The organism is Phenylobacterium sp. LjRoot97, assembly GCF_964254345.1.
Classification (GTDB): domain Bacteria; phylum Pseudomonadota; class Alphaproteobacteria; order Caulobacterales; family Caulobacteraceae; genus Phenylobacterium.
This window is the reverse complement of sequence record NZ_CAXUTH020000001.1, coordinates 972,200-985,696: the sequence shown is the minus strand read 5'-3', so window position 1 is coordinate 985,696 and position 13,497 is coordinate 972,200. Positions and strand designations below refer to the sequence as shown.

Genomic DNA, 13,497 nt, shown 5'->3' with positions numbered 1-13,497 from the left:
AGCGCGATCGGAGTCGACGCCTACTGCAGCCCGCTGCGGCCGATCGCGTAGAAGCGGTCGGCCCGCTGCTTCTTCAGCTGCTCGGCGCTCATGTCGGCGATTTTCGCCAGCTCGTCGGCGATCACCTCGCCCACCGCCGCGACCATCGCCTCCTTGTCGGAGTGCGCGCCGCCCGGCGGTTCCGGAATGATCCGATCGACGATCTTCATGCCGATCAGGTCCTGGGCGGTGATCTTCATCGCCTTGGCCGCTTCCTCGGCGGTGCGCGCGCCGCGCCACAGGATCGAGTTGGCGCCTTCCGGCGGGATCACCGAATAGATCGCGTGCTCCAGGATCAGCACCCGGTTGCCGCAGGCGATGCCCAGCGCGCCGCCCGAGCCGCCCTCGCCGGTGACGATGGCGATCATCGGCACCTCCAGCATCAGGCTCTTCTCGGTCGAGCGGGCGATGGCCTCGGCCACGCCGCGTTCTTCCGAGCCGACGCCCGGATAGGCGGCCGGGGTGTCGACGAAGCTGATCACCGGCAGGTTGAAGCGCTCGGCCAGCTCCATCAGGCGGATGGCCTTGCGATAGCCCTCGGGCCGCGCATAGCCGAAATTGTGCTTCACCCGGCTGACGGTGTCGCGGCCCTTCTCATGGCCGATCACCACCACCGGCTGGCCGCGGAAGCGGCCCAGGCCGCCGATCAGCGCCTGGTCGTCGGCGAACTTGCGGTCGCCGCGCAGCTCGACGAACTCGTCGATCAGCCCGCCGACATAGTCGATGAAGTGCGGACGGTCCGGGTGGCGCGCGACCTGGGTCTTCTGCCAGGCGTCCAGTTTGGAATAGGCTTGGCGGCGGACTTCCTGGGCGCGGGCGCGCAGCGCCTCGATCTCGGCGTCCAGGGTTCCCGAACCGGTCGTCTCCGACAGCTTCGACAGTTCCTCGATCTTCGCTTCGAGGTCGGCGATAGGGCGCTCGAACTCGAGATAGTGTGCGGCCATTCGAGGAATCTTCTCTTTCCGTTTGCGGAAGCGGCGGAAACTAGGCCCGAAGCGCCCGCCTCACAACCCCGAGGAACAGCCATCGGACGCCCGGCGTCAAGCCGCCAGCGCCCCGGCGCTGCAACTGCCCTGGCCCGCTCACGTTTTGTTGCGGACCAGGAGGTCGACCATGCACGCCACCAGAACCGTCATCGCCGCCGCCGCGCTCGTCGCGGCCGCCGCCACGCCCGCCCTCGCCCAGTACCCCTATCAGGGCCAGTACCAGGGTCAGTACCAGAGCCAGTATCCGCCGCCGGCGGCCAATCCGTACTCGGATCCGCGGCCGACGCCGCAGTACCAGTACGACCAGGGCCGCTATCAGGCCGACCGCGCCGCCTACGAACAGTCCCGCCAGGACTACGAGGCCGCCCGCGCCAACTGGGAGCGGTCGCGCGAACAGTATGACCGCCGCTACGGGTACGGCGCCTACGCCCGCGCCTACGGCCCGGCGCCGACCTGGTCCGAGCCGAGCTATCAGCCGACCACGTCCTACCCGCCCGCCGGCCAGAGCCGCTTCGACTACGAACAGCGGCTGGCCGCCTACGACCGCGCCCGCACCGACTACGACCGTCGCTGGGGCGCCGGCGCCTATCAGCGCGCCTACGGCCCGCCGCCGGTGTGGAGCGCCGACACCTACGCCCAGGACGCCTCGACCACCGCCTACATGAGCAACGATCCGTCCTGCACCAACAGCAAGACCAACCGCTCGATCGGCGGGGCCCTAGTCGGCGCCCTGCTCGGCAGCGCGCTCGGCTCCAACGTCGCCGCCAAGGGCGTGCGGACCGAGGGCGCGGTGCTCGGGGCGCTGGTCGGCGGCGGCATCGGCCTCGGGGTCGGCCGCGCCTCGGCCAAGTGCGACGAGCGCGGCTACTTCTACAGCTACGACCAGACCATCCCGTACCAGGAAAGCGACTTCGACCGCTCCCGACAGTCGGGCCAGTATGGCTACAACGACTACGACCGCATGCAGTGCCGCCTGGCCCCGGCCCAGGTCTCCAGCAGCGAGCAGCGCTACGTCCGCGTCTGCCCGGACGGTTCGGGCAAGTACCGGATCACGAGCTGACAATTCCTCCCCTTCTGGAGCGTCTTTCCTCCCCCGCGCGGCGGGGGAGGGGGACCGCCCGAAGGGTGGTGGAGGGGGCTAGCCCCAAGCTCTGACCAGCGGCCGCCCCCACCACCGGCTGCGCCGGCCCCCTCCCCCATCAGGATGGGGGAGGAAAGCAGGCGCTCTCGCCCCTACTTCTTCGCCAGCGGATGCTTGGTCTGCACCACCTCACGCAGCCGCTCGCCGGCGACGTGGGTGTAGATCTGGGTGGTGGCGATGTCGGCGTGGCCGAGCAGCTTCTGCACCACCCGCAGGTCCGCCCCGCCCTCCAGCAGGTGGGTCGCAAAGGCGTGGCGCAGCACGTGCGGGCTGACCCGGGCCGGATCGATCCCGGCGTCGGCCGCCGCCTCGTCCAGCAGCTGCGCGAACCGCCGCGGCGTGAGCCGCCCGGCCTTGCTGCGCGACGGAAACAGCCACGGGTTCGCGCCGTCCCCCTTCGGCAGGAAGTCCTTGCGGACCTCCAGATAGGCCTTCACCGCCGCCCGCGCGGCCTCGTTCAGCGGCGCCAGCCGCTCCTTGCCGCCCTTGCCCTTGACGATCAGATAGGCCGGATCGCGCGCCAGCACCGACAGCGGCAGCGCCGTCAGCTCCGAGATCCGCAGGCCCGAGGCGTAGGCCAGCTCGACCATGCAGGCCAGCCGCAGCCCCTGCCCGCCGTCGCGCGCGCCGGCCGCCGCGATGATCGCGTCGACCTCCGCCCGGCTCAGCACCTTGGGCAGCGGCCGGCCCTTCTTGGGGGCGTCGACGCGGCGCGAGGGATCATCGCTGCGCCAGCCCTCGCCCAGCACGAACCGATAGAACTGCCGCACGGCCGAGCGCCGCCGCGCCGCCGTCGCCGGCGACATGCCGCGGTCGCTCAGCGCGGCGAAATAGGCCTCGATCTGCTCGGCCCCCGCGGTGCTCAGGTCGACGCCGCGTCCTTTGAGGAACGCCTGCGCGTCGGCCAGATCCTTGCCATAGGCGGTCAGCGTGTTGCGGGCGCTGGCCCGCTCGCCGGCCATCATCTCCAGAAAGGCTTCGATCCAGCCGGCGCCGCTCATCTCTGCGCCAGCAGCCCTTCGACGGCGAAGGCGCGCGCGTCGGCCTCCAGCCCGGCCAGCCGCAGCGCGCGGATGATCCGCGCCCGATCGCCGGTCGCAGGCCCCGCGTCGCCCGCATCGGCGCTGATCCACAGCGCCAGCAGCGCGCTCTCGCCCATCAGCTTCGCCTCGCCGCCCAGGTCCAGCGCCAGGCCGCGGGCCACCGTCGCCTTGCCGGCCTCGGCCCCGGCGAACTTGGCGAACTCGCCGCGCGCCTGCGGCGTCATCGGCGCGCCCAGCGCCGCCAGCAGGATCGCCGCGTTCTGCATCTTGCCCCGGGTCTTGGCGTCGGAGACCGCGCCGCGCTCGACCAGCCGGTCCAGGGTCGGGCCGTCCGGCTTGCCGGCCGCCGCCGCGATCAGTGCGTCCAGCAGCGCCAGCTCGTTGACCGGCGTCGCGTCCGCCGTCAGCCCGGCCCGCAGTGTCTGCGCCCCGGCCAGGTCTCCGGCCGCTACCGCCGCCATCGCCGCCTGCAACGGCCCCGGCCCGCTCTCGATGTTCCAGGTCGCCGCCGCCGGCTCGCTGGCCGCCAGCGCCGCGGCCACCGCCGGCGCGGGGGTCGCGGCCGCGAGGTCCAGCCCCAGGCTGCGCGACAGCGCATAGTCCAGCCCGCCCCGCAGCGAGGCCGCGCCTGGATTTCCGGTCCCGGCCAGCTTGGCGCCCATCAACCGCCCGTAGGTGGCGTCGCGCGCCACCCCCTGGGCCAGGTCGAAGGTCACGTGAGCGGCGTCGGACTGGCCCTCGCGCGCCTGGCAGTAGGCCCGCAGCCGCAGCCAGTAGATCTCCTCGCGGCCGCTCGCCAGGCCATCGCCGATGGCGCAGGCCCGCTCGTCCTGGCCGGCCAGCAGCGCCGCCTCGGCGCCGGCCTGCGCCATCGCCGGATTGCTCTCCAGCCCCGAGGTCCGCGACAGGATCGTCCCGGCGTCCTTGATCCCGCCCTGAGCGATCAGCGCGGCGATCCGCGCCCCGGCCAGGTCGCGGTCCTGGGCTGCGCCTTCCGGGCCGTTGGCCCCGGTCGCCAGCACCCGCCGTGCCAGCGCCGCTGCGGCCGGCGATAGCGGCTTGGCGGCGACCAGCGGCAGCACCGTGCGCGCCGTCTCCAGCGAGGCTCCGCGCCACAGGTCGGCCGGCAGTCCGGTGTCGCGCGCGCCGTTGGCGAAGGCGTCGGGCGCCGCCAGCGGCGTGACTTCCACGGCGGGTTGGGAAAGGGCGGGGTTGGCGCCGATCAGGAAGGCGCCAAGCGTCAGGACAGCAAGCTTACGGCTCATCCCTGCCAGCTTTGCAGTACGGTCAACTTGGCGTCGAGGCACATGCTCGTGTAAGACCCTGGCCGTTCATGGACCGTTACACACCGCTGCGCGCCCGCACCATCACCCTCGTGGGCCTGATGGGGGTCGGCAAATCAAGCGTCGGCCGCCGCCTCGCCAACGCGCTCGACCTGCCGTTCAAGGACGCCGACGTCGAGATCGAGGCCGCCGCCGGCCGTTCCATCCCCGACATCTTCGCCGAGATGGGCGAGCCCGCCTTCCGCGAGGGCGAGCGCCGGGTGATCACCCGCCTGCTCGAGAACCCGCCGCACGTGCTGGCCACCGGCGGCGGCGCTTTCATGAACGACGAGACCCGCGCGCTGATCAAGGAACGCTCGATCTCGGTCTGGCTGAAGGCCGACCTCGAGGTGCTGGTCCGCCGCGTGTCGCGCAAGGACAGCCGCCCGCTGCTCTCGGGCAAGGACCCGCTGGAGGTCCTCACCGAGCTCGCCGAGAAGCGCTATCCTGTCTACGCCGAGGCCGACATCACCGTCGAGACCGGCGACACGGCCCACCACGTCACCGTCGACCAGGTGATCCGCGCCCTGACCCGCCACCTCGAGGAACAAGCCCCATGAGCCGCACCGTCCGCGTTGGCCTCGGCGATCGCGCCTACGACGTCGTGGTCGGCGGGGACCTGCTCGGCCAGGCCGGCGTGCTCCTGGCGCCGATGCTCAAGCAGGGCCGCACGGCCATCGTCAGCGACGAGACGGTGTGGAAACTGCACGGCCAGCGGCTGACCGACGCCCTCGCCGCGGCCGGGATCTCCTCCCAGGCCATCGTCGTGCCGCCCGGCGAGCCGACCAAGAGCTGGGACGGCCTCTCCGACGTCTGCGACCGGCTGCTGGAACTCGAGCTCGACCGCGGCGACCTGATCATCGCCTTCGGCGGCGGCGTGGTCGGCGACCTCGCGGGCTTCGCGGCGGCGATCTACAAGCGCGGCGTCGATTTCATCCAGATCCCCACGACCCTGCTGGCCCAGGTCGACTCCTCGGTCGGCGGCAAGACCGCCATCGACACCCCGCGCGGCAAGAACCTGATCGGCGCCTTCCACCAGCCCAGGCTGGTCCTCGCCGACCTCGACCTGCTGGGCACCCTGCCCGAGCGCGAGATGCGCGCCGGCTACGCCGAGATCATCAAGTACGGCCTGCTCGGCGACTTCGCCTTCTTCGAGTGGCTGGAGACCAACGGGCCCGCCGTGCTCGCCCGCGATCCCGACGCCCTGGCCTACGCCGTCGCCCGCTCGGTCGAGATGAAGGCCGAGATCGTCGAAGCCGACGAAAAGGAAGCCGGCCGCCGCGCCCTGCTCAATCTCGGCCACACCTTCGGCCACGCGCTGGAGGCCGAGACCGGCTATGGCGAGGCCCTGCTGCACGGCGAGGCCGTCGCCGCCGGCAGCGCCATCGCCTTCCGCTTCTCCGCCGCCCAGGGGCTGTGCTCCCCCCAGGACGCCCAGCGCGCCGAGAGCGCCATCGCCGCCGTCGGCCTGCCCACCCGCCTGGACCAGGTCGGCTCGGGCGCCTTCGACGCGCGCAAGCTGGTGCGCCACATGGGCCAGGACAAGAAGGCCGAGGGCGGCCGCCTGACCTTCATCCTCGCCCGCGCCCTGGGCGATGCGTTCGTCGCCAAGAACGTCGACGACCAGGCCGTCCGCGACTTCCTGGTCGCTGAAGGCGCGCTCCCGTGACGATCGTCGCCGTCCTCGCGGGCCTGGCGCCCGTGCTGGTCGTGCTGCTCTCGCTCTCGGGGCTGATCTCGGCGGCCGAGACCTCGATGACCGCCGCCAGCCGCGCGCGCATGCACCAGCTCGAACGCGAGGGCGACCGCGCCGCCAAGCGCGTCAACCGCATGATGGCCGATCAGGAGAAGATGATCGGGGCCATCCTGCTCTCCAACAACGTCATCAACATCGGCGCCTCGGCGCTCACCACCGTGGCGCTGTCGACGGCGTTTCCAGGCCCGGTCGGCGCCCTGATCGCCACCGCCGTGATGACCGTGCTGATCGTCGTGTTCAGCGAGATCCTGCCCAAGACCCTGGCCATCGCCCGCGCCGACGACGTCGCCCGCTTCCTGTCGATCCCGACCTGGTGGGTCGTGCGGATCTTCGGCCCGCTGGCCAACGGCGCGCAGTGGATCGTGCGCCAGACCCTGCGCCCGTTCGGCATCAAGCTGTCGATGGAGACCGACGTCCTGGCCGCCCACGAGGAGATCCGCGGCGCGGTCGAGTACCACCACTCCGAAGGCCTGGTGGAGGCCAGCGACCGCCACATGCTGGGCGGCGTGCTCGACCTCTCCGAGATGGACGTCACCCAGGTCATGGTCCACCGCCGCTCGATCTCGATGATCGACGCCGCGCTGAAGCCCAAGGACCTGCTCGCCGAGCTGCTGGAGACCGGCCACAGCCGCGTGCCGCTCTACCGCGACGATCCCGAGAACATCGTCGGGGTGCTCCACGCCAAGGACGTCCTCACCGCCCTGGCCGGAGCGCCGCTGGACGCCCTCGACCTGCCGGGCCTGGCCCGCGAGCCCTGGTTCATTCCCGAGACCACCTCGCTCAAGGACCAGCTCGCCGGCTTCCTCAAGCGCCAGAGCCACTTCGCCCTGGTGGTCGACGAGTACGGCGCCCTGCAGGGGCTGATCACGCTCGAGGACATCCTCGAGGAGATCGTCGGCGAGATCGAGGACGAGCACGACAGCGCCCTCAAGGGCGTCCGCCGCCAGGCCGACGGCTCGGTGATGGTCGACGGCTGGGTGGCGATCCGCGACCTCAACCGCGCCCTCGACTGGGATCTGCCCGACGATGACGCGGTCACCGTGGCCGGCCTGGTCATTCACGAGGCCCAGACCATTCCCAAGGTGGGGCAGACCTGGACGTTTTACGGTCATCGCTTCCAGATCGTGCGGCGCGAACGCAATCAGATCACCGTCATGAAGGTTTCGCCGCCTCAACAGCGCGCGCAAGACTAGTTCATTGGGCTTAGCCTCTTGACCTAGCTGATAAAACGACTTTGGTTTGCAGCCCAAAGTCGGCACAGTTCCGGGGCGCCGTACGATACCGTGAGCATGACTGAGACGACGTCCGCCAGGATCGAGGCGCTGGAAGCGCGCCTGGCGAGCGCCCGCGCGGCCCTCGCCGAAGAGACGGTCCGCGCCGACGCGCTCAACCGTATCGCCGCGGCCATCGGCGCCGGCGGCGACCTCGACCAGGTCGTGCAGATCGTCGTCGACGGCGGCGTTGAACTGACCGGCGCCGCCTTCGGCGCCTTTTTCTATACGGCGTTCGACGACAACGGCGACACGCTGACCCTCTACTCGCTGTCGGGCGCGCCGCGCTCGGCCTTCGACCACTTCCCGATGGTCCGCAAGACCGCGATCTTCGCCCCCACCTTCGACGGCGAAGGCATCCTGCGCAGCGACGACATCACCGCCGACCCGCGCTACGGACGCAACGCGCCGTTCCACGGCATGCCCCGCGGCCACCTGCCGGTGCGCAGCTATCTCGGCGTGCCGGTGATCTCGCGCTCGGGCGAGGTGCTGGGAGCGCTGCTGTTCGGCCACCCCGAGCCGGGCCGCTTCTCCGAACGGCTCGAGCATCTGATGGCCGGGGTCGGCGCCCAGGCCGCGGTCGCCATCGACAATGTCCGCCTGCACCAGGCCGCCCGCGCCGAGGTCCGCGAGCGCGTGCTGGCCGAAGAGCGCCAGCGGCTGCTGCTCAACGAGCTGAACCATCGGGTCAAAAACACCCTGGCCTCGGTGCAATCCCTGGCACGCCAGAGCCTGGTTAACGCCAAGGATATCGACACCTACTACAAGGCGTTCGAAGCCCGGCTGATGGCCCTCTCGCAGACCCATAACCTGCTCACCGCCCAGAACTGGGAAGGCGCCAGCCTGTTCGACATCCTGGCCGCCGAACTGCGTCCCTACGGCGGCGGACGCCAGGGCGGCGGGGCGCGCTTCAGCCTCCAGGGCGACCAGGACGTGCGCCTCCGGCCCAAGGCGGCGGTGGCGCTCGGCATGGCGTTCCACGAGCTGGCCACCAACGCGCTGAAGTACGGCGCCCTGTCGACGCCCGCCGGCCACGTGGCGCTGCGCCTGCGCCTCGACGACCAGCAAGCCGATCGCCGCCTGATGATCGAATGGACCGAGTCCGGCGGGCCCGAGGTGGTCAAGCCGGAGCGCCAGGGCTTCGGCAGCCGACTTCTGGAGCGCGGCCTTGCGGGAGAACTCGCTGGCCGCGTCCGACTGGACTATCATCCGACCGGGCTGTCCTGTCGGATGGACCTTCCCCTTCACGTCTTGGAGCCCTCCGAATGAGCGGACTTAGCGACCTGGCCGGCCTGCGGGTCCTGGTGGTCGAAGACGAGATGATGGTCTCGATGCTGATCGAGGACATGCTCGAAGACCTGGGCTGCAAGGTGGTCGGGCCCGCGTCCCGGCTCGAGGAGGCCATCGAACTGGCCAACAGCGTCGAGCTCGACTGCGCGGTGCTGGACGTGAACCTAGGCGGCCAGCCAATCTTCCCGCTCGCCGACCTGCTGCGCGAGAAGGGCGCCCCCTTCGCCTTCGCCACCGGCTACGGCGACGCCGGCCTGCGCGACGCCGACAAGGGCTCCCCGGTCCTCCAGAAACCCTTCCGCGAAGGCGACCTCGCCCGCATCCTCGGCGAACTCCTGCCCCGCGTGGGATAACCTGACGTGACTGTTCTGCTTGCGGCCATGGCAAGCGGCGTGGCCGGCCTGCTGGCCGCGACCGCAGCGCCGACGCTCCCCAAGGCTATCTCCACGCTGAGCTTCGAACTTCCGGTCGGCCGCTCGGACAACGTGCGCTTCCGCGAAGGGCTGATAGACTTCTCATACACGTACCGCCCCGGCGGCTTCCCGATATCCCACGTGGGCGAATTCGGCGACGGCCGCTACGAAATCACCATTGCGACCGATTGCAGCCAGTCGGACATGGTCCTCAGCGACATCATCCGCGGAGCCGCGCCCCGGGATCGCATTCCGGAATTCCTCGCCGCCGCGCGTGCGAACGCCCGCTGCCAAGCCGGCGTCCCGCCGCCGCCTATCGAGTGGCCCATCACCTAGTTCCTCCCCCCTTGGGGGAGGTGGCTCGGCGCACAGCGCCGAGACGGAGGGGGACCGCTGACTCAACATACCCCCTCAGTCGGCCCATCGGCCGACAGCTCCCCCAGGCGGGGGAGCAGTTCTCTTCCCTACAGCCCCTTCGCCATCAGCCCGGCCAGCACCTTGTCCGGCGTCATCGGATAGTCGCGCAGCCGCACGCCGGTGGCGTTGTAGATGGCGTTGGCGATCGCCGCCCCGGCCCCGGCGATGCCTAGCTCGCCGACCCCCTTGATGCCCATCGGATTGGCCTTGTCGTCGGCCTCGTCGAGGAACATCGAGTCCAGGTCGACGATGTCGGCGTGCACCGGCGCCAGGTACTCGGCCATGTCCTGGTTCATGAACGAACCGAAGCGCGGATCGACGGCGTTGACCTCGGTCAGCGCCGTGCCGACGCCCCAGATCATCCCGCCGGTGATCTGGCTCTTGGCGGTCTTGGCGTTGAGGATCCGCCCGGCCGCGAACACGCCGAACATCTTGCGCAGCCGCACCTCGCCGGTGACCTGGTTCACCCCCACCTCGGCGAAGTGGGCGCCGTAGGTATGCTGGGAATAGTCGCGCGCGTCGGCCGCCGGCGAGATCGAGCCCTCGACATAGACGCCGTCGGGCGCGGCCCGCCGCACCAGCGCCGCCAGCGTCTCGCTGCGGTTCTCGATGGCGATGTTTCCGTTCTCGAAGGTTACGTACTCGGCCGGCCCGCCATAGAGCGGCGAGTTGGGATCGCCCACCGCCAGTTCGGTCAGCGCCCGGCGCAGGTTCATCCCGGCCTCGAACGCCGCCGATCCGGCCGTCGCCGCCCCGAACTGGCCGCCCGAGCCGGGGGCCGGCGGGAAGTCGGAGTCGCCGATCTCGACCCGCACGTGGCCCAGCGGCACGCCGAGGGTCTCGGCGGTGATCTGCTGCAGGATCGTATAGGTGCCGGTGCCGATGTCGGTCATGCCCTGGCGCAGGGTGATGATGCCGCCGGCGTCGATCCGTACGCCCGCCTTGGCCGGCAGCAGGAAGTTGCCGCGGATCGCCGTGGCCATGCCCATGCCGACCATCCAGCGTCCGTCGCGGACCTGGCCGGGGACCGGATTGCGGCGCTCCCAGCCGAACCGCTGCGCGCCCTCGGTCATGCAGCGCACCAGCTGGCGGATCGAGAACGGCTTGCCGGTCTCCGGATCGATGTCCGGCTCGTTGCGGATGCGCAGCTCGATCGGATCGATGCCGAGCTTCTCGGCCAGCTCGTCCATCGCGCATTCCAGGCTCAGCATGCCCGGCGCCTCGCCCGGCGCCCGCATCGGACCGGCGTGCGGCAGGTCCATCCGCACAAGCCGGTGCCCGGTCAGTCGGTTGGGCGCGGCGTAGAGGTTGCGCGAGAAGTTGGCCGCGTGCTCAGTGAAGGTCGCCGCCCGCGCGCAGTGCGTCGTCGCCTCCACCGCGAACGCAGTCAGCCGCCCGTCCGGCTCGGCTCCCAGCCGCACCCGCATGTCCACCGCCGGGCGGTGGATGGTGCCGTGGAACATCTGCTGGCGGGTGTAGGCGACCTTGACCGGCCGCTTGAGCTCGCGCGCCGCCAGCGCCGACAGGATCAGGTCGTCATAGGGCTGGCCCTTCCCGCCGAACCCGCCGCCGATGTAGCGGGTCAGCAGGTGGACGTCGGTCGAGGGGATCGCCAGGGTCTCGGCCAGGGCGTGCTGCCCGCCCTTCACCATCTGGATCGAGGTGTGCACCGTGACCTTGTCGCCCTCCCACCAGGCGACGGTGGCGCAGGGCTCCATCTGCACGTGGTTCTGGATCGGGCTGAAATAGCTCTCGTCGATCGTCACCGGCGCGGCGGCGAAGGCGCCGTGGAAGTCGCCGATGTGCACGTCATCCTCGTCCGGCGGCAGGGTCGCCTGGTCGAAGCTGGCCAGGAAGTCGACCACCGCCGGCTCGGCCGCGTACGCGACCTTGACCAGCTCGGCCGCCGCCCGCGCGTTCTCGAAGGTGTCGGCCACCACGAAGGCGACGCTCTGGCCGTAGTACTCGACCCGGTCGCCGCCCAGCGCCGGGTTCGAGGCCCGCTGGCTGCGCGGATTGGCCCGCGTCCCGCGCGGCGCCTGGGTCGGCACGTTGAGGTGCGTCCAGACCAGCTGCACGCCCGGCGCGGCCTGCGCCTCCGCGGTGTCCACCGACGTCACCCTCCCGCGCGGGATCGTCGCGGTGACCAGCACCCCGATCGCCGGCGGCGAGGGCGCCACGGTGTCATAGGCATAGGGCGCGGTGCCGGTGACCTTCAGCGCTCCCTCGTAGCGGTCGACGCCCTTGCCGATCACGCCGCCGCGGTTCTCGGTGACGGGGTTGGGCCCAGCCCAGTCGCGGACGGAGGTCATCGGGCGCTCCCGGCGTCTTCGATGGTCGCGGCCGCCAACCGGCGGACCAGGGCGATCTTGTGCGTGCGGCGGTCGTCGGCGTCGGCGCCGGCCACTTCGGCGGTCGCCGCCTCGGCCGGGCTCGCGCCGGCCGCCAGCGCCGCTTCGGCCCGCTCGGCGCGCCAGGGCTTGGCGGCCACGGCGCCGAACGCCACCCGGCCTCCAGCCACCGCCACCATGGCCAGGCCGTGGGCGTAGGACGCGCGGTCGCGGACCTTGGCGTAGGCCTGCCCTCCCGCGGGCGGCGGCGGCAGCACCACCGTGGTGATCAGTTCGCCGGCCGCCAGGTCGGTCTCGACCTGCGGCGTCGCCCCGGGCAGCCGGTGCAGCGCCTCGACCTTGATGCTCCGCGTCCCGCCGTCCGGGGTCATCGTCTCGACGCTGGCGTCCAGCGCGGTCAGCGCCACGGCCATGTCCGAGGTGTGGGTGGCGATGCAGGCCTCGCTGGCCCCGAAGATCGCGCCATAGCCGCCCGGGCCGCCGATCGCGCTGCAGCCCGAACCGGGCTCGCGTTTGTTACACGGCTTGGCGGTGTCGTAGAAATAGTCGCAGCGCGTCCGCTGCAGCAGGTTGCCGGCCGTCGTCGCCTTGTTGCGCAGTTGCCCCGAGGCCCCGGCCAGCAGCGCCCTGGCCAGCACCGGATAGAGCTCGCGCACTTTCGGATGCGCCGCCAGCTTGGCGTTGGTCATCGCCCCGCCGATCCGCAGGCCGCCCTCGGCGGTCGCCTCGACCCCGGCGAAGGGCAGCCGGCCGACGTCGACCAGGTGGGTGGGCCGCTCGATCTCCAGCTTCATCAGGTCCAGCAGGTTGGTGCCGCCGGCCAGGAACTTCGCGCCGGGGATCTCGGCCACCGCCTTCACCGCCGCCTGGGCGTCGGCGGCGCGCTCGTAGGTGAACGGCTTCATGCGGCCTCTCCGGCCAGGTCGCGGATCGCCGCCAGGATCTGCGGGTAGGCCGAGCAACGACAGATGTTGCCGCTCATCCGCTCACGGATCTCGGCGTCGCTCAGCGAGGTCGGCGCCGTCAGATCGGCGGTTTCCTTGCTGGCCCAGCCGTCGGCGGCCTCCTGCAGCATGCCGACCGTCGAGCAGATCTGCCCGGGCGTGCAGTAGCCGCACTGCAGGGCGTCGTTCTCCAGGAACGCCTGTTGCACCGGATGCAGCGCGCCCGGCTGGCCCAGGCCCTCGATGGTCGTCACCTGGTCGCCGTCGTGCATGGCCAGGATCGACAGGCAGGAGTTGATTCGCACTCCGTTCACCAGCACGGTGCAGGCGCCGCACTGGCCGTGGTCGCAGCCCTTCTTCGAGCCGGTCAGCCCCAGATGCTCGCGCAGGGCGTCAAGCAGGGTGGTCCGCGGATCGACGTCGAGCGTTCGCGCCGTCCCATTGACCGTGATCGTCGTTTGCATCCCCACCTCCCCTGATGTGAGCGCTCACATACGCTGTTATTATGCTGGCCCAGCTACGAA

General features: G+C 71.1%; 13 protein-coding genes. 7 read left to right on the top strand and 6 right to left on the bottom strand.

Annotated elements, in window-relative coordinates; all coding sequences use genetic code 11:
• Window positions 1–20 precede the first annotated feature (20 nt).
• Window positions 21–983 carry an acetyl-CoA carboxylase carboxyltransferase subunit alpha gene (locus ACSQ2H_RS04715; RefSeq protein WP_436060299.1) on the bottom strand — a complete coding sequence of 321 codons (963 nt, stop codon included), beginning with the start codon at window positions 981–983 and terminating at the stop codon, window positions 21–23.
• 169 nt (window positions 984–1,152) lie between these two features.
• Here ACSQ2H_RS04715 and ACSQ2H_RS04710 point away from each other — a divergent pair, with 169 nt between their 5' ends.
• A complete protein-coding gene (locus ACSQ2H_RS04710; protein ID WP_436060298.1) occupies window positions 1,153–2,085 on the top strand; it encodes a hypothetical protein in 933 nt (310 codons plus the stop codon).
• A 173-nt stretch (window positions 2,086–2,258) separates the two neighbouring features.
• Here the strand turns inward: ACSQ2H_RS04710 and ACSQ2H_RS04705 are convergent, their stop codons facing one another.
• Both ACSQ2H_RS04705 and ACSQ2H_RS04700 read right to left on the bottom strand, forming a co-directional pair.
• Window positions 2,259–3,167: a site-specific tyrosine recombinase XerD gene (locus ACSQ2H_RS04705; RefSeq protein WP_436060297.1), complete on the bottom strand. Its 909-nt coding sequence runs from the start codon at window positions 3,165–3,167 to the stop codon at window positions 2,259–2,261.
• A complete protein-coding gene (locus tag ACSQ2H_RS04700; RefSeq protein ID WP_436060296.1) occupies window positions 3,164–4,474 on the bottom strand; it encodes a hypothetical protein in 1,311 nt (436 codons plus the stop codon). The genes ACSQ2H_RS04705 and ACSQ2H_RS04700 overlap by 4 nt, the downstream gene beginning before the upstream one ends.
• Before the next feature lie 68 nt (window positions 4,475–4,542).
• Here ACSQ2H_RS04700 and ACSQ2H_RS04695 point away from each other — a divergent pair, with 68 nt between their 5' ends.
• The 6 genes from ACSQ2H_RS04695 to ACSQ2H_RS04670 all read left to right on the top strand — a co-directional run bounded on the left by ACSQ2H_RS04695 (window position 4,543) and on the right by ACSQ2H_RS04670 (window position 9,597).
• On the top strand, window positions 4,543–5,091 hold the full coding sequence (locus tag ACSQ2H_RS04695) for a shikimate kinase (protein WP_436060295.1): 549 nt from the start codon (window positions 4,543–4,545) through the stop codon (window positions 5,089–5,091).
• Complete coding sequence (gene aroB / locus ACSQ2H_RS04690; protein ID WP_436060294.1) at window positions 5,088–6,200, top strand: 3-dehydroquinate synthase; 1,113 nt, start codon at window positions 5,088–5,090, stop codon at window positions 6,198–6,200. The genes ACSQ2H_RS04695 and aroB overlap by 4 nt, the downstream gene beginning before the upstream one ends.
• Window positions 6,201–6,202: 2 nt before the next feature.
• On the top strand, window positions 6,203–7,480 hold the full coding sequence (locus tag ACSQ2H_RS04685; RefSeq protein WP_436063545.1) for an HlyC/CorC family transporter: 1,278 nt from the start codon (window positions 6,203–6,205) through the stop codon (window positions 7,478–7,480).
• A 96-nt stretch (window positions 7,481–7,576) separates the two neighbouring features.
• Entirely contained in the window at window positions 7,577–8,827 is a 1,251-nt protein-coding gene (locus tag ACSQ2H_RS04680) for a sensor histidine kinase (RefSeq protein ID WP_436060293.1), read from the top strand.
• On the top strand, window positions 8,824–9,201 hold the full coding sequence (locus tag ACSQ2H_RS04675; protein ID WP_436060292.1) for a response regulator: 378 nt from the start codon (window positions 8,824–8,826) through the stop codon (window positions 9,199–9,201). The genes ACSQ2H_RS04680 and ACSQ2H_RS04675 overlap by 4 nt, the downstream gene beginning before the upstream one ends.
• A gap of 39 nt (window positions 9,202–9,240) precedes the next feature.
• Window positions 9,241–9,597 (top strand): hypothetical protein, encoded by a 357-nt coding sequence (locus ACSQ2H_RS04670; protein ID WP_436060291.1) that lies wholly within the window; start codon window positions 9,241–9,243, stop codon window positions 9,595–9,597.
• A 128-nt stretch (window positions 9,598–9,725) separates the two neighbouring features.
• On the opposite strand, the gene ACSQ2H_RS04665 is transcribed toward ACSQ2H_RS04670, so the two are convergent.
• Genes ACSQ2H_RS04665 through ACSQ2H_RS04655 form a run of 3 tightly spaced genes read right to left on the bottom strand, consistent with a single transcriptional unit; the run spans window position 9,726 to window position 13,437 of the window.
• A complete protein-coding gene (locus tag ACSQ2H_RS04665) occupies window positions 9,726–11,990 on the bottom strand; it encodes a molybdopterin cofactor-binding domain-containing protein (protein WP_436060290.1) in 2,265 nt (754 codons plus the stop codon).
• On the bottom strand, window positions 11,987–12,934 hold the full coding sequence (locus ACSQ2H_RS04660) for an FAD binding domain-containing protein (RefSeq protein ID WP_436060289.1): 948 nt from the start codon (window positions 12,932–12,934) through the stop codon (window positions 11,987–11,989). The genes ACSQ2H_RS04665 and ACSQ2H_RS04660 overlap by 4 nt, the downstream gene beginning before the upstream one ends.
• A complete protein-coding gene (locus ACSQ2H_RS04655; protein WP_436060288.1) occupies window positions 12,931–13,437 on the bottom strand; it encodes a 2Fe-2S iron-sulfur cluster-binding protein in 507 nt (168 codons plus the stop codon). Before ACSQ2H_RS04655 ends, ACSQ2H_RS04660 begins: the two co-directional genes overlap by 4 nt.
• Window positions 13,438–13,497 lie beyond the last annotated feature (60 nt).